This window comes from Streptomyces sp. NPDC020898, from assembly GCF_044333925.1.
In the GTDB taxonomy this organism is placed as follows: Bacteria; Actinomycetota; Actinomycetes; order Streptomycetales; family Streptomycetaceae; genus Streptomyces.
Genome location: NZ_JBIRRV010000002.1, coordinates 641,300 through 665,303 on the forward strand (window position 1 = coordinate 641,300; position 24,004 = coordinate 665,303).

The 24,004-nt window shown below is 69.2% G+C and carries 15 protein-coding genes; 4 read left to right on the forward strand and 11 right to left on the reverse strand.

All coding sequences use genetic code 11. The features are described 5' to 3' along the window. Positions 1 to 83: 83 nt before the first annotated feature. The 5 genes from ACH4TV_RS10800 to ACH4TV_RS10820 form a co-directional block, all read right to left on the reverse strand. Positions 84 to 443 carry a DUF6086 family protein gene (locus tag ACH4TV_RS10800; RefSeq protein ID WP_398396417.1) on the reverse strand — a complete coding sequence of 120 codons (360 nt, stop codon included), beginning with the start codon at positions 441 to 443 and terminating at the stop codon, positions 84 to 86. Next, entirely contained in the window at positions 443 to 4,090 is a 3,648-nt protein-coding gene (locus ACH4TV_RS10805; RefSeq protein ID WP_398396600.1) for an ALF repeat-containing protein, read from the reverse strand. Before ACH4TV_RS10805 ends, ACH4TV_RS10800 begins: the two co-directional genes overlap by 1 nt. 465 nt (positions 4,091 to 4,555) lie before the next feature. Continuing rightward, entirely contained in the window at positions 4,556 to 4,726 is a 171-nt protein-coding gene (locus tag ACH4TV_RS10810) for a hypothetical protein (RefSeq protein WP_398396419.1), read from the reverse strand. Between the two features lie 133 nt (positions 4,727 to 4,859). Next, positions 4,860 to 5,252, reverse strand: a complete 393-nt coding sequence (locus tag ACH4TV_RS10815; RefSeq protein ID WP_398396421.1) for a hypothetical protein — start codon at positions 5,250 to 5,252, stop codon at positions 4,860 to 4,862. 383 nt (positions 5,253 to 5,635) lie between these two features. Further along, entirely contained in the window at positions 5,636 to 7,468 is a 1,833-nt protein-coding gene (locus tag ACH4TV_RS10820) for a phosphoenolpyruvate carboxykinase (GTP) (RefSeq protein ID WP_398396423.1), read from the reverse strand. 376 nt (positions 7,469 to 7,844) lie between these two features. Between ACH4TV_RS10820 and ACH4TV_RS10825 the strand changes: the two genes are divergently transcribed. From ACH4TV_RS10825 to ACH4TV_RS10835, 3 genes are all read left to right on the forward strand, one after another. After that, positions 7,845 to 8,561 carry a hemolysin III family protein gene (locus ACH4TV_RS10825; RefSeq protein WP_398396425.1) on the forward strand — a complete coding sequence of 239 codons (717 nt, stop codon included), beginning with the start codon at positions 7,845 to 7,847 and terminating at the stop codon, positions 8,559 to 8,561. Positions 8,562 to 8,672: 111 nt separating this feature from the next. Continuing rightward, positions 8,673 to 10,280: an MFS transporter gene (locus tag ACH4TV_RS10830; RefSeq protein WP_398396427.1), complete on the forward strand. Its 1,608-nt coding sequence runs from the start codon at positions 8,673 to 8,675 to the stop codon at positions 10,278 to 10,280. A 4-nt stretch (positions 10,281 to 10,284) separates the two neighbouring features. Further along, positions 10,285 to 10,917, forward strand: coding sequence for a TetR/AcrR family transcriptional regulator (locus ACH4TV_RS10835; RefSeq protein WP_398396429.1), 633 nt, complete (start codon positions 10,285 to 10,287; stop codon positions 10,915 to 10,917). Positions 10,918 to 10,976: 59 nt separating this feature from the next. On the opposite strand, the gene ACH4TV_RS10840 is transcribed toward ACH4TV_RS10835, so the two are convergent. From ACH4TV_RS10840 to ACH4TV_RS10865, 6 genes are all read right to left on the reverse strand, one after another. After that, a complete protein-coding gene (locus ACH4TV_RS10840; protein ID WP_398396602.1) occupies positions 10,977 to 13,277 on the reverse strand; it encodes a galactose oxidase-like domain-containing protein in 2,301 nt (766 codons plus the stop codon). Positions 13,278 to 13,453: 176 nt separating this feature from the next. Next, the gene (locus ACH4TV_RS10845) at positions 13,454 to 14,665 is read right to left on the reverse strand and encodes a glycosyltransferase (RefSeq protein ID WP_398396431.1); all 1,212 of its coding nucleotides are present in this window, start codon (positions 14,663 to 14,665) and stop codon (positions 13,454 to 13,456) included. Next, a complete protein-coding gene (locus ACH4TV_RS10850; RefSeq protein WP_398396433.1) occupies positions 14,662 to 16,320 on the reverse strand; it encodes an ArnT family glycosyltransferase in 1,659 nt (552 codons plus the stop codon). The genes ACH4TV_RS10845 and ACH4TV_RS10850 overlap by 4 nt, the downstream gene beginning before the upstream one ends. After that, entirely contained in the window at positions 16,317 to 17,615 is a 1,299-nt protein-coding gene (locus ACH4TV_RS10855) for a glycosyltransferase (protein ID WP_398396435.1), read from the reverse strand. The genes ACH4TV_RS10850 and ACH4TV_RS10855 overlap by 4 nt, the downstream gene beginning before the upstream one ends. A gap of 230 nt (positions 17,616 to 17,845) precedes the next feature. Further along, positions 17,846 to 19,885, reverse strand: a complete 2,040-nt coding sequence (locus tag ACH4TV_RS10860; RefSeq protein ID WP_398396437.1) for a thioredoxin domain-containing protein — start codon at positions 19,883 to 19,885, stop codon at positions 17,846 to 17,848. Between the two features lie 30 nt (positions 19,886 to 19,915). Then, complete coding sequence (locus ACH4TV_RS10865) at positions 19,916 to 20,539, reverse strand: hypothetical protein (RefSeq protein WP_398396439.1); 624 nt, start codon at positions 20,537 to 20,539, stop codon at positions 19,916 to 19,918. A gap of 213 nt (positions 20,540 to 20,752) precedes the next feature. Here ACH4TV_RS10865 and ACH4TV_RS10870 point away from each other — a divergent pair, with 213 nt between their 5' ends. Continuing rightward, positions 20,753 to 24,001: a tetratricopeptide repeat protein gene (locus ACH4TV_RS10870; protein WP_398396441.1), complete on the forward strand. Its 3,249-nt coding sequence runs from the start codon at positions 20,753 to 20,755 to the stop codon at positions 23,999 to 24,001. The last annotated feature ends 3 nt before the right edge of the window (positions 24,002 to 24,004 follow it).

The window sequence follows — 24,004 nt, forward strand, 5'->3', positions numbered from 1 at the left end:
GACTCACGGTCGCTCGGTTCATCCTCAGGGCGGGCGCAGACTCGCCCTGGGGTGGCGAGCGGGCCATGGGCGGTCGTCCCTGCCTATCCCATGGAGCGCCTGAACTCCCCCATCCTGCGCCCGAGGAGTTCCTCGTCCTCTGACCTCAGCGCGAGCGGTGAAGCCACGCGATCGAGCAGGACGAGCGAGACGATCAGTGGTCCTTCGACGAGGCCCCGCAGGATGATGTTGTTCGTCCTTGCATACTGCTCGTAAAGCTTCTCGGCGAAGGCTCTGAACGTGGGAAGCTCGATATCGCAGGAGCCCTTCCGTTCATCGGGGAGCAGCCCACTCGGCACCTCCAGAACGTGGGAGGCACCAAGGGCGAGCTGGAGGTAGAGCTGTCCGGAGTGAAATCCGGCGTCCCAGACGGTCTCGCCGTCGAGGTCGAATTCGTAGCTCACTACGCGAACTCCAGCCGTAGGTCGATGTCGGGGTACTGCCTGCGCAGTTGCGCGAACTTCTCCTCGACGGCGGCGATGAACCGCGGATCCGCGCCGGGCTTCGAGAAGCGGTAGCCGATGGGCGCGTCCGCGTAGCATCCGCACTCGTCGGAGATGATCTTCCGCGACTTGATGTAGGCGGCGATCTTCTTGTCGATCTTGTTGAAATAGTCGGCGCCTTCGGCATACGTGGTCGTCTTGTACTCCCACATGACACCCTTTTCGAAGAGGTCGATGTCAGTGATCCGGTTTCCGGTCTCCGGATCGTAGATGTCGTAGTCCTTCTTGCCTTCAAGACACCCGTACGGGCTGTCATGGCCCGCGGCGGTCGATGCGGCGGTCGTCGACGTGGTCGCCGCGAGGGAGACCGGTGCCGCGAAGGAGGCCATGCCGACGACCTTGCATCCGGCCTTGAGCCACTTGAGGCCGTCGAGCGCCTTGTCCAAGGCCTTGATCTTGCCCCCGACGAGCACCTCACCGGCCAGGACCATGCACGATTCGAGTTTGCCCTGCTGGAGGCACGCGTCGAGCTCACCGAGTCCCGTGAGGTCCTCGACGAGCTCCCAGTAGGGCTTCATCTCCGCCATGAACGCGCTGCCCTTGTAGATCAGCGTGCATTCGATCTCGTGCTGCATGCACCAGCGGACCTCTTCCGCGTCGGTTCCGCCGCAGGGGATCTCGGACGAGATCGTCAGGCCGCAGCGGTACAGCCTGCGGGCCTCGGCGCCCGGCGAGTTCATCGCCTCGACTTTCGCCTTGACGGCGGCCTTGCGGCGGGCTTCCTCTTCCTCCTTGAGTTTGGTGACGGCGATGCTGATGGCTTCGGTGGCGGCCTTGAGCGCGCCCGCTGCGTCCTCTCCAGCGGCGATGGCCGACTGCTTCGCCTGATCGGCCGCGTACCACGCCTTCGACGCCGAGACTTGGGCCATCTCCGAGGAGAGGGTGGCGTCGGCTGCGGATATGGCGGCGTTCTCGGCGGCCACGTTGGCGCTGTTCGCGGCGTTGCGGGCCGTCTTGGCGGAGCTGGCGGCGCTGGCGGCGCTGGCGTCGGCGTCCTCGGCGTGCTGTGCGGCCTCGTCGGCGTAGCCCTGGGCCTGTGCCGCGGAGGCGTCGGCCTTGTCGGACCACTCGTTGGCTTCGGCTGCTGCCTTGCGGGCGGTGGCGGCGACCTTCTGCGCGGTGGCGGCGTTCTGCTGTGCGGTGGCTGCGATCTTCGCCGCGTCGGCGATCATCTTCTGGATCGTGGCGACGTGGGTGGCGTTGAGGTAGTCCTTGCGCTTGGCCTTGTGCTGCCCGGAGGCGATGAAGGCGTGCAGGGTCTGCGCGGATCCTTCCAGGGCGATGCGGGCGGCCGATTTCAGCTCGGGTGTGCCGGAGGAGACGAGCTGGGCGGCGGTGACCCGTTCGTCCTGGGTACGGGCGGTGTGCTGGCCCTTGCTGAGAAAGACGCTGTACTTTTTGGGGTCGTTGGTGGCCAGGGCTGCCTGGCCGGCTTCGGTGAGAATGGGGCCGGCGCCGTCGACGGCCTGGGCGATGGCCACGCGCATGCTCTGCGCGGCCACCTGGTACTGGCCGGTCTCGAGGAACGCGGTGATGGAGGCGGTGCCGCCGTCGAGTGCGGTCTCGGCTGCCTCGCGTACCTCGGCGGTCTGGATCTCCTCCGCGAGGCGTTCGACGTAGGTGCGGTCGTCCTGTTCCTGGGCTGTTCTCCAGCCGTTGCGGAGGTAGTCGATGACGAAGGCGTCGTCGTCGCTCAGTGCGGCCTCGGCGGTGGCGCGCGGCCAGGCGCTGCCGTTCTTCATCACCAACAGAGCCAGTTCGCGGCCCTGGGCGGCGATTACGGTGAGGTCGGCGTCAGGCTGGGCGGCGAGGGCGAGGAGGCGGTCGCGCTCGGTCTCGCGGTCCCTGGCGGCCTGCTCGCGCTCGGTCCTGGCGAGGGCGAGGGCGGTTTCGGCGGCTTTCTGGTCCTTGGCGCGTTCGATGCCGGCGTTGGTGCGGCCGAGGAGTTCCTCGACCTCCACCTCGCGGGCCAGGGTGTAGACGCTGTTGGCCTTCAGGACGGCGGCAGTGGCCGCGTTGGCGGAAGTGGTGGCGGCGTTGGCGTACTCGGTCGACTTCGCAGCCGCGGTGGCCGCGTCACCCGCGTGCTCGGCGGCCTCGTCGGCGGCCTTGGCCGCGTTCCTGGCATGCGTCGCGGCCGACCGGGCGGCGTCGCGGGCTTCGGCGGCGGCGGTGGCGGCCTTGCGGGCCAGGCTTTCGGCGGCCGCGGCGGCGCGGTTGGCCTCGGCCGCGTGGCGCTTGGTCTCCGCGGCAGCGGCGCGCGCCTCGGCGGCGGCGGCGCTGGAACTGCCGGCGTAGCCACTGGCCTCGATGGCCGCGTTGGCCGCGAGGGTCGCGTTGGCGCCGGCGCTCGCAGCCGAGTGTGCGGCATCGCCTGCCGCGGTGGCGGCGGTGACGGCCTGGTCGGCGGCGTCTGCCGCGAGGTCGGCGCCCTTGGCGGCGTTGCGGGCGTTCTCGGCCGCCTTGCGGGAGGCATCCGCGTTGTCGGCGTCCACCGCGGCGTCGGCGGCCGCGCTCTGCGCCCTGGACGCCGCCTGCGCCGCACCCGCGGCTGCCGCGGCGGCCTGGGACGCGGCGTTCGCCGCGATACGCGCCGAGTTGTTCGCGGCCTGCGCCGCGTTGATCGCCGTCTGAGCGGCCGATGCCGCCTGGGACGCGGCCTTCGCCGCACGTCCCGCGGCCCGGGCCGCCTTGTTGGTGTCGTCCTTCGCCGCCTCCGCCTCCGATGCCGCCCTCAGGGCGGCCTCCTTGGCCAACTTCGACGCCTCGACCGCCTTCGCCGACTGCGTCTTGGCCGCCTCCGTCTCCTTCGCGGCCTGGCGGCCCGCCTCCTCGGCCTGCGCGGCCAACTGGGCGACGGTGGCGTGCTCCTGGTCCTTGGCCCGGGCGACGAACTGCCCGACCTCCAGGAACTCACGGATGTCCTCCGCGGTCCCGTTCAGCGCGAGACGGCCCGCCGCTCGCACGTTGACCCCGCCCACACTGATGACCTGCACCAGCTGCACACGCTCATCCTGCTCCCGCTGGACATACTGCCCCTCGGTGAGGAACGCGCTGACGTCCTCCGGCGTGCCTTTGAGCGCCGTGCTCCCCGCGTCCTGCACGGCCGGACCGCCCGCATTGATGATCTGGGCGACGAGGACCCGCTGGTCCTGCTGCAGCGGGTCCTGCCATCCGTCGTCCAGGAAGTCGTTGAGTTCGTCCTGCGTCCCGGTCAATGCCGTGCGGGCGGCGGCCAGCAACTCGGTGCCGCCGAGCCCGGCCATCTGGGCCGTGCTCACCCGTTCGTCCTGGAAGGACAGGTCGTCGACGGTGGCCAGGAAGGTCTGTAGGTCCGCATCGCTGCCGGTCAGGGCCGCCTCGGCTGCTGCCTTGACGCCGGGGCCTCCCTCCTTCCAGTAGTCGACCACTCGGCCGCGGTCGGTCGGGGTCGCTTCGGCGAGAGCCGCCACCGCAGCGTTGTCGTCGCTGGGCTCGACTCCGACGGCGGGGGCGGACCCCAGCAGGCCCAGTGTCAGAGCCAGAGGCAACAGACACACGAGCAGCACGCGCAAGGCGTGTGCTGCTCCGCTTCTGTGACTGGGCCCGTCGAATATTCGATTCACGAACTTCCCGTTTCCTTGTTCCGGGTAACTGTCGTCACCGCGTGCCGCATTTGGGCGGCAACCATATCCTCGCGCTCCGCATTCTGGCCTGTTCGTTTCAGCGGGACAACAAGCAGGGCTACCCGGCGTGTTTTGTCAAACAGTTTCTTTCCTTTACCTTTTCTCCGCTTTGCGAGCAATTGACCTTGCTTGAGCTTCAGGTTTCACGTAATCCACAAAGGAGACAAAAAAGTTCCTGGCGAGAGGGTTCGACCACCCGTCAACTTCGGGCTACATTCTGTCCGCATTCTTCACATTTCCCACACATCCAGGCGGGGTGCCTCCGGATGCACAGGCGCCGCGCTTGAAAGGAATATCCGGTGGCTTTCCGTACCGGTGGTCTTTTCTTTTCTGGGGCCCTACTGACTTTCAGAGCGCTTCGGCCACAACCACCCCGGAGTTCAGCTGTCGGCCCAGCACGAATCCGTCGAGCGACTCGACCGTCTGGTCGGGATAGTCGAGCAGGGGCTGACCTCCTGTGTCGGCCCACACGGCACGTTGTTCGCGCTTGAGGACTTCCGCCTGGGCAGCTTTGGGCACCCTTGGAAAAGTCTCTCTGCCTGTTCGGGCAGGAACTCCTCGACTCCGTATCCGATGACGTCGACAAGGTTCTTGGTCTACCGATCCGCAGATCCGGCCAGGCGGTGCGCTCCGTGTAACCCACTGTTTTGGCTCACGGGCTGGTGAGAATCCGTGCCCGCAGCAGGGCGAACGACGCGCGGCCATACATGCTCCGGCAGGAGGGGGTGAGGCACGCGGTGACGGCGTCGATGTCCTGGCGGAGGAAGCCGGCGAAGGAGCGGATCGCCCTCAGATCGCAGCGTTCGGCCTGCCGGATCCACTCACCCAGCAGGTGGCCGCGACGGTGACGGACCAGGTCGGCGAAGACGCGGGCCAGGTCGCAGGCGTTGGTGATGTCCGGGCAGGCCAGGCGGACTTGCTCCAGTGCGTCGACGTCGCTCGGTGCGAGGTTCTCTCGCGGCCGCATGATCCACCCGGCGATCTCGCGAGGAGCCGGAATCGGTGCGGGGGCCGGGACGGCTGTGCCGTCACGCAGCGTCCCCACGTAGCGGGAGAGTGCCCGCGGCGAACTCGGCCTGCAGATACGGCTTGAATCCCGATGCCGGTCGGGACGAGTTCGGCGATGACTTTCTGGATGGTGACCAGGTCCGCACGTCATGCCAGGTCGCGCCTCGGTCTCGGCGAGGGTGACCGTCAAGTGCTCGATCTGATCGCGTAGTTCGCCGGCCCGGGCCGCGGATCCCCGCCACGCTCCTGAACGGGCCTCGCTCCTCACACGCCGGACGGGCTGGGTGTTCCAGCCTCTCCGGTGTGTGAGGAGCGAGGGTTCGGGGGCAGCGCCCCCGAGGAGACCACCGCGGCCGGCCATGACGACGTCGCAGGTCAGGGCAAGTCCGGCCGGCCGCGGAGTTCATCGGGCCGTGGGTCTCAGCCCAGGCGTTCCACCAGTGCCCGGTACTCGTCCCACAGTTCCTTCGGTGTGTGGTCGCCGAACGTGTTGAGGTGTTCGGGAACCAGGGCCGCCTCCTCGCGCCACACGTCCTTGTCGACGGTGAGCAGGAAGTCGAGGTCGGACTCGGAGAGTTCGAGGCCGTCCGTGTCGAGCGCGCCCTTCGCCGGCAGCACACCGATCGGCGTCTCGACGCCCTCGGCCCTGCCGTCCAGCCGGTCCACGATCCACTTGAGGACGCGGCTGTTCTCACCGAAGCCGGGCCACACGAACTTGCCCGCGTCGTTCTTGCGGAACCAGTTGACGTAGTAGATCTTCGGCAGCTTGGACTGGTCCTTGTCCTTCGCCACGTCGATCCAGTGGGCCATGTAGTCGCCCATGTTGTAGCCGCAGAACGGCAGCATGGCGAAGGGGTCCCGGCGCAGCTCGCCGACCTTGCCCTCGGCGGCGGCCGTCTTCTCGGAGGCCACGTTGGCGCCCAGGAAGACGCCGTGGTTCCAGTCGAAGGACTCCGTGACCAGCGGTACGGCCGTGGCGCGCCGTCCGCCGAACAGGATCGCCGAGATCGGCACGCCCTTGGGGTCCTCCCACTCGGGCGCGATGATCGGGCACTGGGCGGCGGGGGTGGTGAAGCGGGCGTTGGGGTGGGCGGCCGGGACTCCGGACTCCGGCGTCCAGTCGTTGCCCTTCCAGTCCGTCAGGTGGGCCGGAGTCTCCTCCGTCATGCCCTCCCACCAGACGTCGCCGTCGTCGGTCAACGCCACGTTGGTGAAGACCGAGTTGCCCCACAGCGTCTTCATCGCGTTGGCGTTGGTGTGCTCACCGGTGCCGGGCGCGACGCCGAAGAAGCCTGCCTCGGGGTTGATGGCGTAGAGGCGTCCGTCCTCGCCGAAGCGCATCCACGCGATGTCGTCGCCGATCGTCTCGACGGTCCAGCCACCGACCGTCGGCTCCAGCATCGCGAGGTTCGTCTTGCCGCAGGCCGACGGGAAGGCCGCCGCCACGTACTTCGACTCGCCCTGCGGGGGCGTGAGCTTGAGGATCAGCATGTGCTCGGCGAGCCAGCCCTCGTCACGCGCCATGACGGACGCGATGCGCAGGGCGTAGCACTTCTTGCCGAGCAGCGCGTTGCCGCCGTACCCGGAGCCGTAGGACCAGATCTCGCGGCTCTCGGGGAAGTGCGAGATGTACTTCGTGGAGTTGCACGGCCACGGCACGTCGGCCTCGCCCTCGGCCAGCGGCGCCCCGAGCGTGTGCACAGCACGCACGAAGAAACCGTCGGTTCCGAGTTCGTCGAGGACGGGCTGCCCCATGCGGGTCATCGTGCGCATGGAGACCGCGACGTACGCCGAGTCGGTGATCTCCACGCCGATGGCGGAGAGGTCCGAGCCGAGGGGGCCCATGCAGAACGGGACGACGTACATCGTCCGGCCCTTCATCGAGCCGCGGAAGACGCCCTTCTCCCCCGCGAAGATGGCCCGCATCTCGGCGGGGTCCTTCCAGTGGTTGGTCGGGCCCGCGTCCTCCTCCTTCTCGGAGCAGATGAAGGTGCGGTCCTCGACCCGGGCGACATCGGTCGGGTCGGAGGCCGCGTAGTAGGAGTTGGGGCGCTTGACCGGGTCCAGTTTCCTGAACGTGCCCTTTTGGACGAGCTCTTCGCACAGTCGCTCGTACTCGGCTTCGGATCCGTCACACCAGACCACGTTGTCCGGTTGAGTCAGTTCTGCGATCTCGTTCACCCACGAGACCAGCTGCTTGTGGTTGGTCGGGACGGTGTCAGAGAGAACGGGAGCCGCGATGTCGCGCGCCACGATTGCTCCTTGAAAGAGGGGTTTTGTTGTTGTCTGCCCCTTGGGGGCTGCGACCCGGATGCTTCACGATGTTGATCACTGGCGCTCATCCGGTGCCGACCGCACTCATTTGATCATCCGACCACGGCGCCCATCTGTCCAGAGGGCCTCACACCTGAGCGACGTGACCATCGCCACTCATCCAGGGGTTTTCTGCGGGCCATCGCCCGTTCACCCCGGGTACCCGAATCCGCCCGAATCAGGGCAACCCCGAGCGACCGTGCAGGTACGTTCCGGGCGCCCGGATCCCGTACCCCCATGAGACGATGGCCACTTCCGGGACTCCATCGAGCCGAGCTGACACGTAACTTACGGTTCCGTAGGTACGATTGCCGTCATGACTGCGTCCGCCCCCGACGCGCCCCAGGACTCCCCGGCCGTCAGCCTCGGTCCCGTCGCGCTCTCCCTGCCACATTCCGAAGAGATCAAGCCCAAGCTTCGCGGCTGGCTGCATCTCGGTATGTTCCCGGCCGTACTCATCTCCGGTCTCGCGCTCACCGCGCTCGCCAGTTCGAGCCGTGCGCGCATCGCCTGCGCGATCTTCGCCCTCACCGCCTGCCTGCTGTTCGGCGTGAGCGCGCTCTATCACCGCGGCACCTGGAGCCCGCGCATGGACGGCGTCCTGCGCAGACTCGACCACGCGAACATCTTCCTGATCATCGCGGGCACGTACACCCCACTGACGATGCTGCTGCTCCCGGAGAGCAAGGGGCAGTGGCTCCTGTGGGGTATCTGGGGCGCGGCCGCGGCGGGCATCGCCTTCCGCGTGTTCTGGGTCGGCGCCCCGCGCTGGCTCTACACCCCCTGCTACATCGCGATGGGCTGGGCCGCCGTCTTCTTCCTGCCGGACTTCATGCGCGCGGGCGGTATCGCCGTTCTGGTGCTGGTCATCGTCGGCGGGATCCTCTACAGCGCGGGCGGCGTGATCTACGGGATCAAGCGCCCCAACCCGTCACCGCGCTGGTTCGGCTTCCACGAGGTCTTCCACTCCCTCACCCTCGCGGCGTTCGTCACGCACTACGTGGGGATCTCACTGGTGGCGTACCAGCACTGAGCCCCTACTCCCCTCCCTTCATGGCCGCGGCTTACGAGCCGCGGCCATTTTTCGTGCCCCGATCCGTAAATTAATTGACAGTCCACCTCTTTTGAGAGTTACTCTCACTTCATGGTTACTGTCACCGGCACGGACACAGGCACCGACAACTCCCCACCCCTCGACCCCCGCCGCTGGTGGGCCCTCGGCGCCCTGGTCGCGAGCATGCTCGTCCTCGGCTTCGACATGACGATCCTCAACGTGGCGCTGCCGACGATGGCCGAGCAGCTCGGCGCGAGCACCGGCGAGCAGCAGTGGATGGCGGACGCGTACATCGTCGTGTTCGCGGCGCTGATGCTCCCGGCCGGTCTCCTCGGCGACCGTTTCGGGCGGCGCCGGATGCTGATCGCCGGGCTCGGTGTCTTCCTCGCCGGGTCGATCGTCGGCGCACTGGCCGCCGACGTGAACTGGATCGTCGCGGCCCGCGCGCTGATGGGAGTGGGCGCGGCCCTGGTCATGCCGCTGGCCCTCTCGGTGCTGCCCTCGCTCTTCCCGCCGCACGAGCGCACCAAGGCCGTCGGCATCATCTCGGCCGGCTCCGCGCTCGGGATGCCGCTCGGCCCGATCATCGGCGGCTGGCTGCTCAACCACTTCTGGTGGGGCTCGGTCTTCCTGATCAACGTCCCGATGGTCGCCATCGGCATCACGGCCTGCGTGTTCCTGCTCCCCGAGACCAGCGACCCGGCCTCCCCCAAGGTCGACATCGTGTCCACGGCGCTCACGGCGACAGGGCTGGGCGCGCTCATCTACGCGATCATCGAGGCCCCGGCCAAGGGCTGGACCGACCCGCTCGTCCTCACCCTGTTCGCCGCAGCCGTCGTACTCCTGACCGCCCTCGTCGTGCGCGAGCGCCGCCTCACCCGCCCCATGCTCGACATGACGCTGCTCTCCCAGCGGGGCTTCCTGCTGAACACGGTCGCGGTGACGCTGGTGATGTTCGTGCTCGCCGGGCTGATGTTCGTGCTGCCGCCGTATCTCCAGGCGGTGCTGGGCAGTGACGCCCTGGGCACGGGCGTACGGCTGCTGCCGCTGATGGTCGGTCTGACGGTGGCCGCGCGGGCGGCGCAGCCCGTGGGAGCCCGGTTCGGCTCCCGGGCGACGGTGACGGCCGGGCTGGTGATCCTGGCCTTCGCGGCCATCCTGGGCAGCCGTACGACGGTCGACTCGGGCTACGGCCACACGGCCCTGTGGCTGACCGTGGCGGGCGTCGGCTTCGGCTTCGCCGTCGTCCCGGCGATGGACGGCGCCCTGGCCGCCCTGCCCGCCGACCGTGCGGGCAGCGGCTCGGGGCTCCTGATGACGCTGCGCCAGGTCGGCGGCGCGATCGGCATCGCGTTGCTGGGCAGCCTGCTGGCGAGCACGTTCCGCGACCGCCTGGACGTCACGGGCCTGCCCGCCGGGGTGGCGGACACGGCCGGCGACTCGGTGGTGGCGGCCCACCTGATCGCGGAACGGACGGGCGCACCGCACCTGCTGGCGTCCGCGAACAGTGCGTACGTCCATGGCATGGGTGTCGTCCTGCTGGTGAGCGGAGTGGCGGCCCTCGTGGCGGCGCTGCTGGCCGGAGCCTTCCTCCCCGACACCCCGGCAGCGACCCGGCCCGCGCCGAAGGACCCGGCAGCCCCCGCCCCGGTGCCCCTCCCCGACATGGCCGCCGACCAGCCTGATGGCCGACAATGACCGCATGACGGCCGCACGCACCTCTCCCCTCGCCGACCGCCCCCAGCTGGGCCTCCGTGAGCGGAAGAAGATCAAGACCCGGATGGCGATCCGTGCCGCGACGTACGAACTGATCGAGGACCAGGGGTACGACGCCACGACGATCGAGCAGATCGCCGAGCGCGCCGAGGTGTCGCAGTCCACGGTCTTCCGCTACTTCCCCACCAAGGAGGACATCGTGCTCACCGACGAGTACGACCCCCTGATGGAGGAGGAACTGCGTGCGCGCCCGGCGGACGAACCGTGGCTCGACTCCCTGCGGTACGTCCTGAAGAAGGCCGTCGGTATCAGCAGGGCCGAGGAACCCGAGGTGACCCGGCTGCGCGGCCGTCTGATGCTGGAGGTCCCGGCGGTCCGCTCCCGGATGATCGAGAGCATGTCGGTCACCGGCCGCCTCCTCTGCCGCATCGTCGCGGAGCGCACCGGCCGCGACTCCGGCGACCTGGAGGTCCGCGTCTACGCGATGTCCCTGATCGGCGGCCTGGCGGAGATCACCGTGTACTGGGCGGAGAACGGCTTCCAGGAGAGCCTGGAGGAACTGGTGGACCGCACGGTGGACGTCTTCGAACACGGGCTGCCCATGCGGGCTTCTTCCTGAACTCCGGTCATGGAAGAGGGCGCGCCCACCAACGCGGGCGCGCCCTCCGGGAGTTGGAGCTACTTCTTGGTGCTCTTCCTCAGGTCCTGCTGGTCACAGGCGACCCCGTTGCGGCTCGGGTCGAGGCCCAGTGGGTCGTCCTTTCCGTTGATCTTCAGGCGGGTGTAGTCGTTGGCCTTGAGCCAGGCGCAGCGGGCGGCCGTCGTCTTCGCGACCTCGGCCGGGAAGACGGTCGGGACGCAGACGTTGATCGAGCCGTAGTGCGGGTCGCAGCCGGAGAGGGTCGGGCTGACCTTCTGTGACGTGCGCTTCTTGCCGGGACCGGTGACCTTGCCCGTGAGGCCGTCCGCGAAGTCGTGGACGTGGGCCGAGGCGGCCTCGCCGGAGGCGTCCGCGGACATCGCCGTCGACGACAGTGCCCCCGGGCCCTGGAGGTGGACCCACTTCGCCACCGACGGGACGCCGTTGGCGTCGACCGCGAAGAGCATGTACCAGCCGGGCGGGGCCAGGTTGGGGTTGCTCGTCACGTTCAGGTCGATGTTGTTGCCGTCCACCGACAGCGGCAGATCCACGAAGCGCTGGTTCGGGTCCGAGGAGTGCGTGACCGCGGCCGGACGGATCAACTCCGCCTTGACGATGGGGCGGTCGACCGTGATGCGCTGCGTGTCACCGTACGTCCACTCGTTGTCGATCACCGAAGTGATCGTCGGACGCGCGCCCTTGAGCAGGTACGGCGGGGTGTAGATCGACACGTCGTGGTTCCACGTGCCGTTGCCCGGGTTGTCGCCGGTCGTCATCACGCGGCCGTCGGGGAGCAGGAACGCCGACGAGTGGTAGCCGCGGGCCTCGGGGTCCGCCGCGACCGGGTCGAAGGTGTTCGTCGCCGGGTCGTAGATCGACGACTCGAAGACCGGGTCGGCCCGGTTGTGCAGCGCCCCGCCCGTCTCCAGCACCTTGCCGTCCGGCAGCAGTACGGCGGACACGTACATCTTGCCCTGAGCGCCGGTCTGGGCCACCTGGCCGTTGCCCAGGTCCACGGTGCCCTGCGGCAGCGGCGGGCCGGCGACGTACGCCGGGTTCGCCGTCTTCAGGTCGATGACGTCGGTGAGGCGGTTGGCGGCGGGGTTGGAGTCGATGTTGCCGCCGCCCAGCGTCAGCACCTTCTGGTCCTGGGCCGGCGGCAGCAGCACGCTCGCCGACTGGTCGCGCTCGTCCTTGTTCTGGAGCCCGGGGATCGCGGTCGTCGTGTTGGCCGCGTAGTCGTAGATCGCCGAACCCGTGCCCGGCGTGCCGTTGCCGAAGACATGGCTGCCCGAGTAGAAGAGGCGGCCGTCCTGCATCAGGATCATCGACGGGTACAGACCCCAGTACGACCAGGTCTGGTTGACCTTCCACAGCGGCTGCCACTGCTGCTCGGCGTCCGACCACAGTTCGGCGGTCACCGAGCCGGTCGAGTCCTCTTTCAGCCCGCCGAAGGAGATCACGTCACCGTTGCCGAGTGCGGTCGCCGACGGGTACCAGTGACCGTCGTTCATGTTGTTCGTCTTGCTGTACGACTCGGTCACCGGGTCGAAGATGTACGAGTCCTTGTAGCCCTCGTAGCCGTGCCCGCCCGCCACCGGGTACGCCTTGTTGCCGCTCATCACCAGCACGCGCCCGTCCTGGAGCTGGACGTGCCCGGAGCAGAACATGTCCTTCGGCGTGGGGATGACCTTGTACGTGCCGGCCACCGGGTCGTACACCGCGCTGGTGAAGGTGCCCGCGTTGAACTGCTCCTCACTGTTCCCGGAGCCCGCGATCAGCAGCACCTTGCCGTTGTTGAGGACGACGGAGTGCATGGAGCGGACCGGGTTCTGCGTGGGCAGCACCGTCCACCTGCCGTTGGCGCACTCCTCGGGGGTGCCCGTGCAACTCGCGGGCGGGACCGGGTCGGCGACCTGCTCCATCGTGTAGTCGTCGGTCGTCGCGGAGCCCGTGCCGTAGACGGAGACGCCCCAGGTGATGCGGTCGGTGCCGGCCGGGACCGCAGGCGTGCGGACCGAGGTCTCGGTCCAACTCCCCTGCATCTCCAGGGTCTTGAGGTCGGTCCAGTACTGCCAGCCCAGCGTCGTGTCGTGCCGGAAGAGCGTGAGGGACGCGTCCGGGGTGGTCGTCTTGTACCAGAGTCCGAGGTCGTACTGCTTGCCCGCCGTCACCACGGGCGCACAGGTCGTGTCCTCGGTGATCAGCGCCTTGCGGTCACCACTCACCCGCCGGGTCAGCGAGACCTTCATCGCCTTCGAGCCCGAGTGGGCGTCGGCGACCGTCGAGAAGGTGAAGTCGTTGTCGCCCCACCCGGACTTCTCCCAGCAGTACGGCATGTCGCCGGTCCCCGCCGTCTCGAAGCCGGCGTTGACGATGAGGTTGGCGGCGGACGCGGGCTGCGGCGACGTGAGGAGGAGACCGCCGGTCAGGGCGGCGACCCCGACAAGTGCCGTTCTCCTTCGGCTTGTTGATCTACCCGCTGTACGGGACCTGCTGAGTCTTCGGAAGGGTCTCACGCGGCTCTCCTTGCTGTTTCGCTCCCGCGTGCGGCGGCCCCTGAATGACCCCGGCGCGGCAGATAGACCAGCGCTTCCGTTCCGACGAAGCGCAGGACGAAGGTCGTCACCAGTGCGAGCGCGGTGGCGGGCAGCGCGCCCATCCCGAACCGGTCCACGAACAGCGCGATCAGCGGCAGCCGCAGGACGAGGTCGAGGTTGGCGAGCAGCGCGAACCGGCCTGCGCGGTCCCACCAGCGGCGGTGGCCGCGGCGGTCGCGGAACAGCAGATGCTCGATGAGCAGGAAGTTCCAGGCGACGCCGAACTGGTTGGCGACGATCTCGGCCGGCAGATAGTGCACACCGGCCATGGTGAGGAGGTACAGGCCGAGCAGGTTGGGCAGGAAGCCCGTCGCACCGATCAGGCCGAAGCCGACCATGCGGGCGGCGGGCGAGGCGGTGCGCAGGCCGAGGAGGTGGCGCAGGAAGCGCAGCCCTTCCTGGGCCGTGGACTTGGACTCGCCGGCGTAGCGGTCCTGGAAGACGAAGGGGACCTCGGTGACCTCGCGGGGGCGGCTGCGCACGGCGAGTTCGAGGAGGATCTTGTAGCCGAGGGGCTGGAGGATCTCGGCGGTGACCGCGCTGCGGCGGATCGCGAAGAAGCCGCTCATCGGATCGCTGATGCCGTGCAGCCTGCGCGGGAACAGGGACTTGGTCAGCCAGGTCGCGCAACGGGACACGGCCACCCGGTAGTTGCCCGCGAGCCCGGCCCGGCTACCGCCCTTGATGTACCGGGAGGCGACCACGAGCCCGGCGTTGGAACGCTCGCCGGTGGCCACCAACTCCGGTACCAGTGACGGCGGATGCTGGCAGTCGCCGTCCATGACGACGATCCAGTCGGAGGTCGCCGCCTTGAGCCCCTCGACGACCGCACCGCCGAGCCCGCCCACGGCCTCCTCCCGGTGGATGACGGTCACCGGGAACGGGCAGTCCTTCGCGGCCTCGGCGATCACCTCGGGGGTGTCGTCCGTCGAGTCGTCGACGAAGACGACCTCACAGGGCAGCCGCGAGGGCACCGACTCGGTGATCCGGTGCAGCAACTCCCCGATGTTCGCGGCCTCGTTGAAGGTCGGTACGACAATGGTGACGGCGCCGGGTTCCGGTACTTCGGCCGCGCGTACGGCCGGATCACTCAGTTCTCCCGGGGCAGTTGACTCGAAGCTGGTCATCGGGCGCCTCCCGCGGCGTCGATCCTGCGGATCTCGATCCGGTCGTCACCGGTGCCGAAGGTCGCCACCGGGGTCGAATGCTCCATCGCGGCCTTGACGTTGGGCAGGTCGACCGCGTCGCGCCGTACTGTCGGGGAGGCGACGACGTAGTCCAGGTCCTTCCAGCCCCTGGGCATCGTCTTCGTCACAGCCGGGTCGAGGTCGGCCTTGTAGAACCAGATGACCCCGAGACCCGGTTGGTACCCGGCGTGGACGAGGTCCAGCCAGAGCGCGTCGTCGACGAGCACCCGGGTGCGCGCCGGGTCCTCGACCTCGGTGGCGAGCCACTTGGACGCGGCCCGGTAGGGCGCGTTGGCGTTGGCGGTGACGGCGGTGCGGTCACCCTCGTACCAGCGCGGTACGACGTACGCGGCCGAGGCGGCGACGAGAACCGCGGCAACCACGTACCGCGCCCAGGTGAGTTGCCGCTTCTCCCCCTCGCCGCGCCGCCTGCGCAGCACCGCGTGGGCGACGCTCGCGGTGCCTCCGGCGAGGACCAGGGCCAGGAAGGGCAGCGCCTGGATGACGTACATCGCGGGCAGATAGCCATTCGGGCGCATCGCGACCAGGGCGAGGATGCCGACGGTGAACGCCGGTCCGGCCAGCGCGCGGGCGGTGACCGACCAGCGCCAGGTGGCGATCAGGAGCAGGGCGCCGGCGAGGCCGCCCAGAGGCAGCACCCGGTCGTAGTAGAGCCAGGACTGCAGGACACCGTAGGAGCCGGAGCCCTGGTCGAGGATGAAGCCCGAACCGGGCCTGGTCATCTGGTACTTGAGCCCGTCGATCAGCGAGACGTGTCCACCGCCCGGCAGCAACTCGCCCTTGAGCAGGGCGAAGAGGGGGTACGACAGGCCGATCAGGACGCAGGCGGTGATGGCGCCGGTGAGCGCGAACTTGCGGGTGTCGCGGTGTCCGTGGCGCCACATGGTGACCAGCAGGGCGGGCAGGATGACGAGCATCGTCTCCTTGGTGAGCACCGCCGCGGCCGCCGCCAACCCGGCGGCGAAGTGGTGCCACAGGTGACGGCTCGGGCTGGCGGCGAGGGTGAAGGCGAGCAGCACCCACATCACCGCGATGTTGTCGAGGAAGATCTCCCGCTGGAGCACGACGGACAGCGGCGAGAGCCCGAACAGCGCCATGGCCAGGCCGGCCGCCCAGCGGGGCAGCGACAGCCGGCGCCCGAGGACGTAGACGAGGATCGCGCTGGCGGCGCTGATCAGCAGCATCGCGCCGCGCATCGAGCCGACGGTCATCGACTCGGGGCTGATCAGCGACGGTATCCAGGTCAGGACGGCTATCTGTATCCAGCCGAGCGGCGGATGGTCGTACCAGTACGTGTAGTGGGCGAGCCCCTCGCCCTGCTGCACGGCCCACGCCTGCGCGAGGTAGGTGCCCTCGTCGTCGCTGAGCGTCGGATAGTCGGCGATGTTCCAGCCCTGTACGACCATGATGGCCACGAGCAGAAGACCGCAGGTCAGAAGGTCGGGGCGGGCGGATCGAAGGCGGCTGAAGCGGCTCGGCGACGGGGTTGTCCGAGGGGCCGAACCGGTCTCGGGCGCAGGCTGCCGCTGCGCGGGGACCTTGGTGGTGGTCACCGCGGGAAGTGTGGAAGTCACGCAGGAACGTCCTCTCGGGACTCACTGGGCTTGCCGGCGGCCGGGCCGCCCTCTTCGGCTCGGGTCAGATGCGCACCGACGTGACTGGTCAACTCCCAGTCGTTGCGGCCGCGTTGCTCACGCCAGACGGCACGGATGGCGGCCCCGGCGAGGAGCACCTGGTAGAAGGGGCCGCCCACGACCAGCTTGAGATAGTGGACGAAGCGGACGCGGAGCCCGTACTGCTTGCCGAAGTCGTGCAGTCCGACGAGCTCGAAGACAAAGGTGACCAGCGCGGTGACGGCCGGCAGGAAGGTGATGAAGGCGATCCCGACGGGCACATCGAGGAAGAGCGCGACGGCCACGTTGAGCGGGATCACCACACCGGAGATCGCCTGGAGATACGGCGTCATCAGGGTGTAGCGGGCGAGCAACCGCTGCCCGAATCCCGGGAGTTGCTTCCAGTCCCGCTTCCGGTACACCTGAAGGAAGCCCTGGTTCCACCGGGTGCGCTGCTTGAGCAGCGACATCAGCGAGCCCGGGGTCTCCTCCTTGGTCACCATGTCGGAGTCGTAGGCGACGACGACCTTCTTGCCGACGCTGGACAGCCGCACACCCAGATCGCAGTCCTCAGCCAGGCAGTCCGGGTCCCAGCCGTTCGCTTCCCGCAGCACATCGGTCCGTACGAAGACGGTGTTGCCGCCGAGCGGAATGAAACCTTTCTGCGCGTGCAGGTGAAGCCGCGACCGGAACCAGAAGAAGTACTCCAGGCAGTTGCGCAGGCTGTACCAGCTGGAGTTGAAGTTGATCAGCTGCACCCCGCCCTGGACGACGTCCGCACCCGTGTCCCGGAAAGCGTGGTCGACGTGGGAGAGCAGCTCCGGATGGACCTGGTCCTCGGCGTCGAAGACCCCGACGATGTCGCCACGGCAGTGCGGCAACGCCGTGTTCATGGCCCGCGGCTTGTTCTTCTTCTCGTGGGTGTCCACGACGACCCGGACACGCGGGTCACGCTCGGCGGCCCGCTCGGCCACCGCCGCGGTCTCCGGGTCGTCGTGCCCGACGATGACGATGATCTCGTAGTCGGTGTGACTGGACTCGAGCAGGCGCTGGATCGTGTGATCCAGTACGGCCTGCTCGTGCCGGGCCGGCAGCAGGAGCGAGAACGACAGCCCCTCACCGCCGTCCGGTCTGCTGAACCGGGTGGAAGCGAGCACTTCGGGCGTACGCCAGGCGTGCATCTGCCACCACAGCGTGAAGGCAGCCATCCAGAACAGCGCAAGCGAAACAGCAGCAATCAAGACAGACGTGAACAACAGATCCCCCCAGATCCCAAACCCCCTGTCGCGACGGTGAGTTACACCGGTCGCGTCCCGGTGGAGAGACTAGGGGGGAACTGTGAAGCGCGGGAGCTCTTCTGATAAATAACGTGTTTCGGAACGGTCCGTCGCCTAGCAGGATGTGTCCCAACACGTGCACAAATCCAACCGATCGAACACGACTTGGCAGGCCGCGTTCCCCCGTTTACGCCCGATTTATCCCGTTCTCAGCCGCCCAAGGTGGCACGCAGTCGATCAGGATCGGTCGTCGGAACGTCACAGGTGAAATTACGGCAAACATAAGCAGTTGGTTCACCGCCAACGAGAGAACGTCCCGCCAGCAACGGCAGTTCGTCACTGTCCGCAACCCCCACAGCGACCACGGCACCGGGAGCGGTGCCCAGAAGTGCCGTACGGTGCAAGGCAGTTGTGGCTGGATCACCGAGCGTCGGCCCGACGACAGCGACCTCCCGGGGCCCGTCGAGCAGCGCCTCGGCCACAGCGAGTCCCCACCCGATGAACCGGGGCACACGCGGCCCGAGCGCCTTCACGACCCCCAACGCCCGCTCGGCGGCGGCCCGATGAGGCTCAGCACCGGTCTGCGCGGCGTAACTGAGCAGAGCGCCCGCGGCAGCGCTCCACCCGGAGGGGGCGGCATTGTCGGTGGGATCCTGGGGCCGCCGGATGAGCTGCTCGGCGTCACTGGCCGTGTCGAAGAGCGCCCCCGACTCCTCGTCGACGAACCGCACGAGCACATGGTCGAGCAGGAACCCGGCGAACTCCAGCCACACCCCCTCCCCGGTCACGGAGGCCAGGGCGAGGAACCCCTCGGCGACATCGGCGTAGTCCTCCAACACCCCGGCGTTGGCCCCGACCTGCCCGTCCTTGCTGGTCCGGGCGAGCTGGGCCCGGTCGTCGAGATGCACGCGCACTAGGAGATCCGCGGCGGCCAGCGCGGCGTCCACGAGGTCGGGCCGCTCGAAGTAGGCGCCGGTCTCGGCGAGCGCGGCGACAGCGAGCCCGTTCCAGGCGGCGACCACCTTGTCGTCCCGCCCGGGAGCGGGGCGCTGGGCACGGGCGTCGAGCAGCCGCCGCTTGATGGAGTCGACCTTCTCGGCGTCGAACACACCCTCGTGCTGCGGAAGTTGCAGAACGGACGCCCCCTCTTCGAAGGTGCCCTCCTCGGTCACCCCGAAGTAGTGGGCGGCGAGCCCGGCATCCTCGGCCCCGAGAACCTCGGCGAGCTGGGCCGGCGTCCAGACGTAGTAGGCACCTTCGACGTGCTTACCCGTCCCCGTCCCGTCGTCGCTGTCGGCGTCGAGCGCGGAGGCGAACCCCCCTTCGACGGTGCGGAGTTCGCGCACCATGAAGTCGGCGGTCTCCAGGGCGACACGCCGGGCTAGCTCGGAGCCGGTGGCACGCCAGAGGTGGGCGTAAACGCGACAAAGCAGCGCATTATCATAGAGCATCTTCTCGAAGTGGGGCACGACCCACTCCCGGTCGACGGAGTACCGGGCGAAGCCGCCCCCGAGCTGGTCGTAGATCCCGCCCCGGGCCATGCGCTCACAGGTGTCCTGGGCCATCTGCAACGCTCCCTCGGACCCCGTCCGGGCGCCGTGCCGCAGCAGGAACTCCAGGACCATGGACGGCGGGAACTTGGGGGCGCCGCCGAACCCCCCGCGCTGGGCGTCGTAGTCCCGGGTGAGCCCGAGCAGCGCCCGCGCCTGCTCCTCCTCGCCGGGTGCCTCGGTGCCGCCGTACTGGATCTCCCGCTCGGCGAGATCCCGCGTGATCTTCTCCGCCACCTCGGTGACCTCGTCCCGCCGGTCGGCCCAGGCGGCCCGGACCCCCTCCAGCACCTGCTGGAAGGAGGGCATGCCCTGGCGGGGCGCGGGCGGGAAGTAGGTGCCGAAGTAGAAGGGCTCGGCACCGGGCGTGAGAAACACGGTCATGGGCCAGCCACCCTGACCGGTGGCCGCCTGGACCGCCTCCATGTAGACGGCGTCCACGTCGGGACGCTCCTCGCGGTCGACCTTCACGCTGACGAAGTGCTCGTTGAGATAGTCGGCGGTGGCCTGGTCCTCGAAGGACTCGTGAGCCATCACGTGACACCAGTGGCAGCTGCTGTACCCGACGCTCAGCAGGACCGGTTTGCCACTGCGCCGCGCCTCCTCGAAGGCCTCGGCCGACCAGGGCCACCAGTCGACCGGGTTGTCGGCGTGCTGGAGGAGATAGGGGGACGTCTCATGGGCCAGTCGGTTCGCCATGAGGTCCATCCTGCCGCAGTACCCCGCGTGTCAGGCGCCTGGCGTGTCCCAGACGGTGACGTCCAGTTTTCCGGTGCCGCTGCTCGGTGCGGTGAGGACTCGCAGGTGGGCGACGCGGCCTTCGTCGGTCAGCAGGCAGAAGCTGTCGCCCCGCTGCACGGTCGCCATGAAAGTGCTGTTGCGTTCCACGGTGTCGGCGCACTCCTCAGCCGTCGGGGCGGCATCGGAGTCAGCCGACGGAGCCAGCATGGAAGCTGAGCCCGGCACGGACAGAACCGGGCCTTGGAGCAGTGCCACGAAGTAGATGTCCGCACCCTTGATGCCCGACACGACCGGTTCGGACGTGTCCAGCTCAAGATACGACCCGTAGAGCATGTCGGCCTCGACAACATCCGATCCGTGCCGCGCGTCAATTGGCTCGGCGCTCGTGACGGGCGAAGCCGTGGTCGATTCCTGACCGATGGACCCCGTCGAGGCGAAAGGCTGTGTGCCGGAGGGCTGTCCCCCGGGCGGCACGGACGGGTCCGGCCCGCTCAGCAGCACCGCGACGAGCAGTCCCACCAGAGGGATGACAATGCCGACGACCCACCAGGCCCAACGCGGTTGCTGCGGTCCGGGCGACGGACCGGTAGTTGCCGGGTTCTCGCTACTCATGTCCTCTTCCCCCCATTTTGATACCCGTGATCACGATAGTCGCGTGGTGGCCCTCCCGTATAAACCGCGTCAACTGGCGTACCCGGCACGGTGATCGGAACCGATTGCCCCCTCGCACCAATGCGCCGTCCGCAGGACACTTGACCAAGGAACCACCGAGGACAAGCCGTTGCTGTCAGATGCCGTCAGATTGCTGCCAGAGGGGGACACACCATGCGGGACAGCCACCGGGCGGAAGCCGAGCGGCTGTTGGGTCGGGCCGTGGAGGAAGAGGTACGGCGGTCAGGGGGGCGTACCGACGGGGGTGTGCTTCTCACGCGGGCGCGCGGGGCGCTGGACGCCATGGCTCAGTCGGCCGCGGAAGAGTACGAGGCGTACACGCGGGCGCTCGACGAGGCGAAGGCCGGGCAGCTCACGTTCGGGCAGCGGTACGCGCGGGAGGGGGCCGGAACTCCGTTGCTGGTGGCGGCTGTTGCCGCCGTCGCGGCCGGGGTCGCCGACCTGGCGCTCGGCACCGGCACGGGTACGGCGATGGGCGCGGCGCTGACCGTGGGCGTCGTGGGCGCCGCCGCGACCGTCATCAAGGTGACCGCCTCCCACGTTCCCGCCGCCCACCACCGCGCCGGCGCGGTGAGCCAGCCCGGCGGGCCCGAGCAGCTGCGGCTGACGTGGCTGACGGCGCTGGAGGTGCGCGGTATCCGCCCGTTCCTCGACCAGCAGCGGGTGCTCAGCGCGTCGACCGGGCCGAAGAAGACGGGGCCGCGACTGCGCGGCAGCGACAAGAGTGCGGCGGCCCGCAGCCGCAGCGTTCTGGAGCAGTCGTTCGGTCAACTCCCGGATCCTGACGAGCCGTTCGCAGGCCGGCGGCAGGAACTGGCGCGTATCCGGCAGTGGGTGCACGCTGCCCGGGCGAGTACGGAGACCCGGCCGACGGTGGTCGTCCTGCACGGCGCGCCCGGCAGTGGCCGCAGCGCACTCGCGATCCACGCGGCGCACGATCTGCGCGACCAGTTCCGGGGCGCGTGCGTGGTGGATCTGCGCGGCGACAGTCCGCAGGAGCCGCCGCTGCCCACCCGCGACGCCCTTCTGCACCTCCTCAACCGGCTCGGTGCGTCCCGTGAGCAGCTCCTCTTCCGTGAGCGTTCGTCACCGGACCAGCAGGTCAGAAGGCTGAGCGAGCTGTACCACCAGCACCTCACAGGGGTCCCGGTGACCATCGTCCTGGACGACGCCCAGGATCCCGGGCAGGTCCGCACGCTCGTCCCGGAGCGCTCCGACAGCCTCGTCCTGGTGACCGCCCGCAAGCCTCTCGATCTTCCGGCGGACCTGCCCTTCTGGGTCCATCAACTGCCCGTCGAGGCCTTGGAGGCGGCGGGCGCGGAGGAACTGCTGAACGCGTCCGCGCAGGCAGGATCAGGGCCAGGTTCGGGATCGAGGGCGGGATCGGGGTCGAGTCCCTACGATGCCGAATCCTCCGACCGGATAAGGGAGTTGTGCGGTGGGCTGCCGCTGGCGCTGCGCATCGCGGGCTCCTCGCTCGGCCCGCGCTCGCCGCGCCGGCTGGCGGTGGACCTGGGTGCGTACGGGCCGGTGGAGCCGGTGGAGCGGGTGCTGTGGCTGCGCTACACCGACCAGTCGGAGCCGGCCCGGCGGCTGCTGCGCCGGCTGGCGCTGGCCGGCCGTGCCTCGCTGGGCGCCGCCGCTGCCGCGTCCCTCCTGGCCACGGACCAGACGGAGGCGACCCGGCATCTGGACGCGCTGACCCGCGCGGGCCTGATCGACCACGTCCGGGGCAGCCGCTACCGCCTGCACGACCTGGTCCGCGCCTTCGCGCAGGCCCGCCTCCTGGACGAGGAGGAACCGGCGGAGCGTACGGCCGCGCAGGAACGTCTGATCGTGAACTACGGCGAGCTGGCCGACTCGGTGCTGCGTCTGGTCGACGGCAACATGTCGACCCGCTCGGACCGCTTCAGCCCGCACGGCTTCACCTCCCTCGACGAGGCGCTGCGCTGGCTGGACGACGAGTCGAGCTTCATCACGGCCACGCTGCGGCACGCGGAGGGCGTCAACCAGGCGGCCGTCCTCAATCTCCTGGGCGCCCTGTGCGACTACTGCCTGCTGCGCGGCGACCTCTACCGCCTCGGTGAGATCAGCGAGCTGGCGGAGTCGGTCGACCAGGGTCTGCTGGTCCGCTCGGTGCAGTGGCGTACGGGTATCGCGGCCCGTCAGCTGGGCGAGCTGGACAAGGCGCGCACGACGCTGACCTCGGTCGTCGAGCTGTACATGGAGGCCCATCACGACGCGGGCGCCGCCCGGGCCCTGTGCTCCCTCGGCATCACGCTGCACCACCAGGGCAACCTGGTCGAGGCCGCGGCGAAGCTCCAGGAGGCCCTGGATCTCCAGCAGGCCCCCGAACTGGCGACCGACCGCGCGTGGACGATGCACGCCCTCGCGGCCGTCGAACGCGACCGCTCCCGCCTCGCCGAGGCCTGGGACCTCCTCACCCGCTCCCTGGTCCTGCACCGCGCGGGCGAGTCGATCCACGGCGAGGCGTGGGCCCACTTCCAGCTCGGCCAACTGGGCCTGCGGATGGGCGACGTACCGCGCGCCGAGTCCGAACTGCGAACAGCCCTGGACCTCTACGGCCGTACGCGCGACGCCCGTGGCGAGGCCTGGGCGCTGACCCAGCTGGCCCGGGCCCGGCTGGTCGCCGGGGACGCGTCGGCGGCGGTGGACGGGCTGCGCCAGGCGGCCTCGGTCCACCGGGACAACGACGACGCGCGCGGCGAGGCGTGGTCGGTCTACTACCTGGGCCAGTCCCTGGAGGAGACCGGCAACCTGGATCTCGCGGTCCGCGAGCTGGAACGTTCCCGCACGATGTTCTCCCGCATCCGCGACGTCTACGGCCTGGCCTGCGCCCGCCATCACTCGGCCCGCGTCACCCGCGACCAGCGGGCGGTCCAGACGGGTTCACTGCGCAACTCGGGCTTCGCCCGCCAGCTCCTGGTCGACGCCCGCGCCGACTTCCAGCGCATCGGCGTCGCCCACGGCGAGGCCTGGACCTGCCTGGAGCTGGCGGTGGTCGACGCGGGCAACGCCCGCACCCCGCAGGCGCTGGCCCTGTGCGACGAGGCGATCGGCCTCTTCACCTCGTACGGCGACCGGCGCGGCGAGGACTGGGCCCGCTTCCTGCGCTGCACCCTCCTGCCGTACGCGGCCCCCGGCGGCGTCGACATCGGCACGGCGGTGGCCCAGGAGGAGCTGTCCCAGCTCTCCCGCGCCGGACACGCGTCGCGCGACGAGAAGCTCCACGACTACGTGGAGGCGTATCAGCTGTTGCTGGAGCGCGGTGTGGCGCTGGAGTCCGGCTGGCAGGCGTGGCGCCTGGGCATGATCCCGAACCGGCACGCCCGGGAGGTCATGGGGGTGCCGGTGGCGGCGGCCGGACAGACGCGGGGATAGGGG

Coding starts and splice junctions, on each gene's coding strand:
- ACH4TV_RS10825 (WP_398396425.1), top strand. CDS start 7,845: ATGACTGCGTCCGCCCCCGACGCGCCCCAGGACTCCCCGGCCGTCAGC.
- ACH4TV_RS10830 (WP_398396427.1), top strand. CDS start 8,673: ATGGTTACTGTCACCGGCACGGACACAGGCACCGACAACTCCCCACCC.
- ACH4TV_RS10835 (WP_398396429.1), top strand. CDS start 10,285: ATGACGGCCGCACGCACCTCTCCCCTCGCCGACCGCCCCCAGCTGGGC.
- ACH4TV_RS10840 (WP_398396602.1), bottom strand. CDS start 13,277: ATGCCGTACTGCTGGGAGAAGTCCGGGTGGGGCGACAACGACTTCACC.
- ACH4TV_RS10845 (WP_398396431.1), bottom strand. CDS start 14,665: ATGACCAGCTTCGAGTCAACTGCCCCGGGAGAACTGAGTGATCCGGCC.
- ACH4TV_RS10860 (WP_398396437.1), bottom strand. CDS start 19,885: ATGGCGAACCGACTGGCCCATGAGACGTCCCCCTATCTCCTCCAGCAC.
- ACH4TV_RS10865 (WP_398396439.1), bottom strand. CDS start 20,539: ATGAGTAGCGAGAACCCGGCAACTACCGGTCCGTCGCCCGGACCGCAG.
- ACH4TV_RS10870 (WP_398396441.1), top strand. CDS start 20,753: ATGCGGGACAGCCACCGGGCGGAAGCCGAGCGGCTGTTGGGTCGGGCC.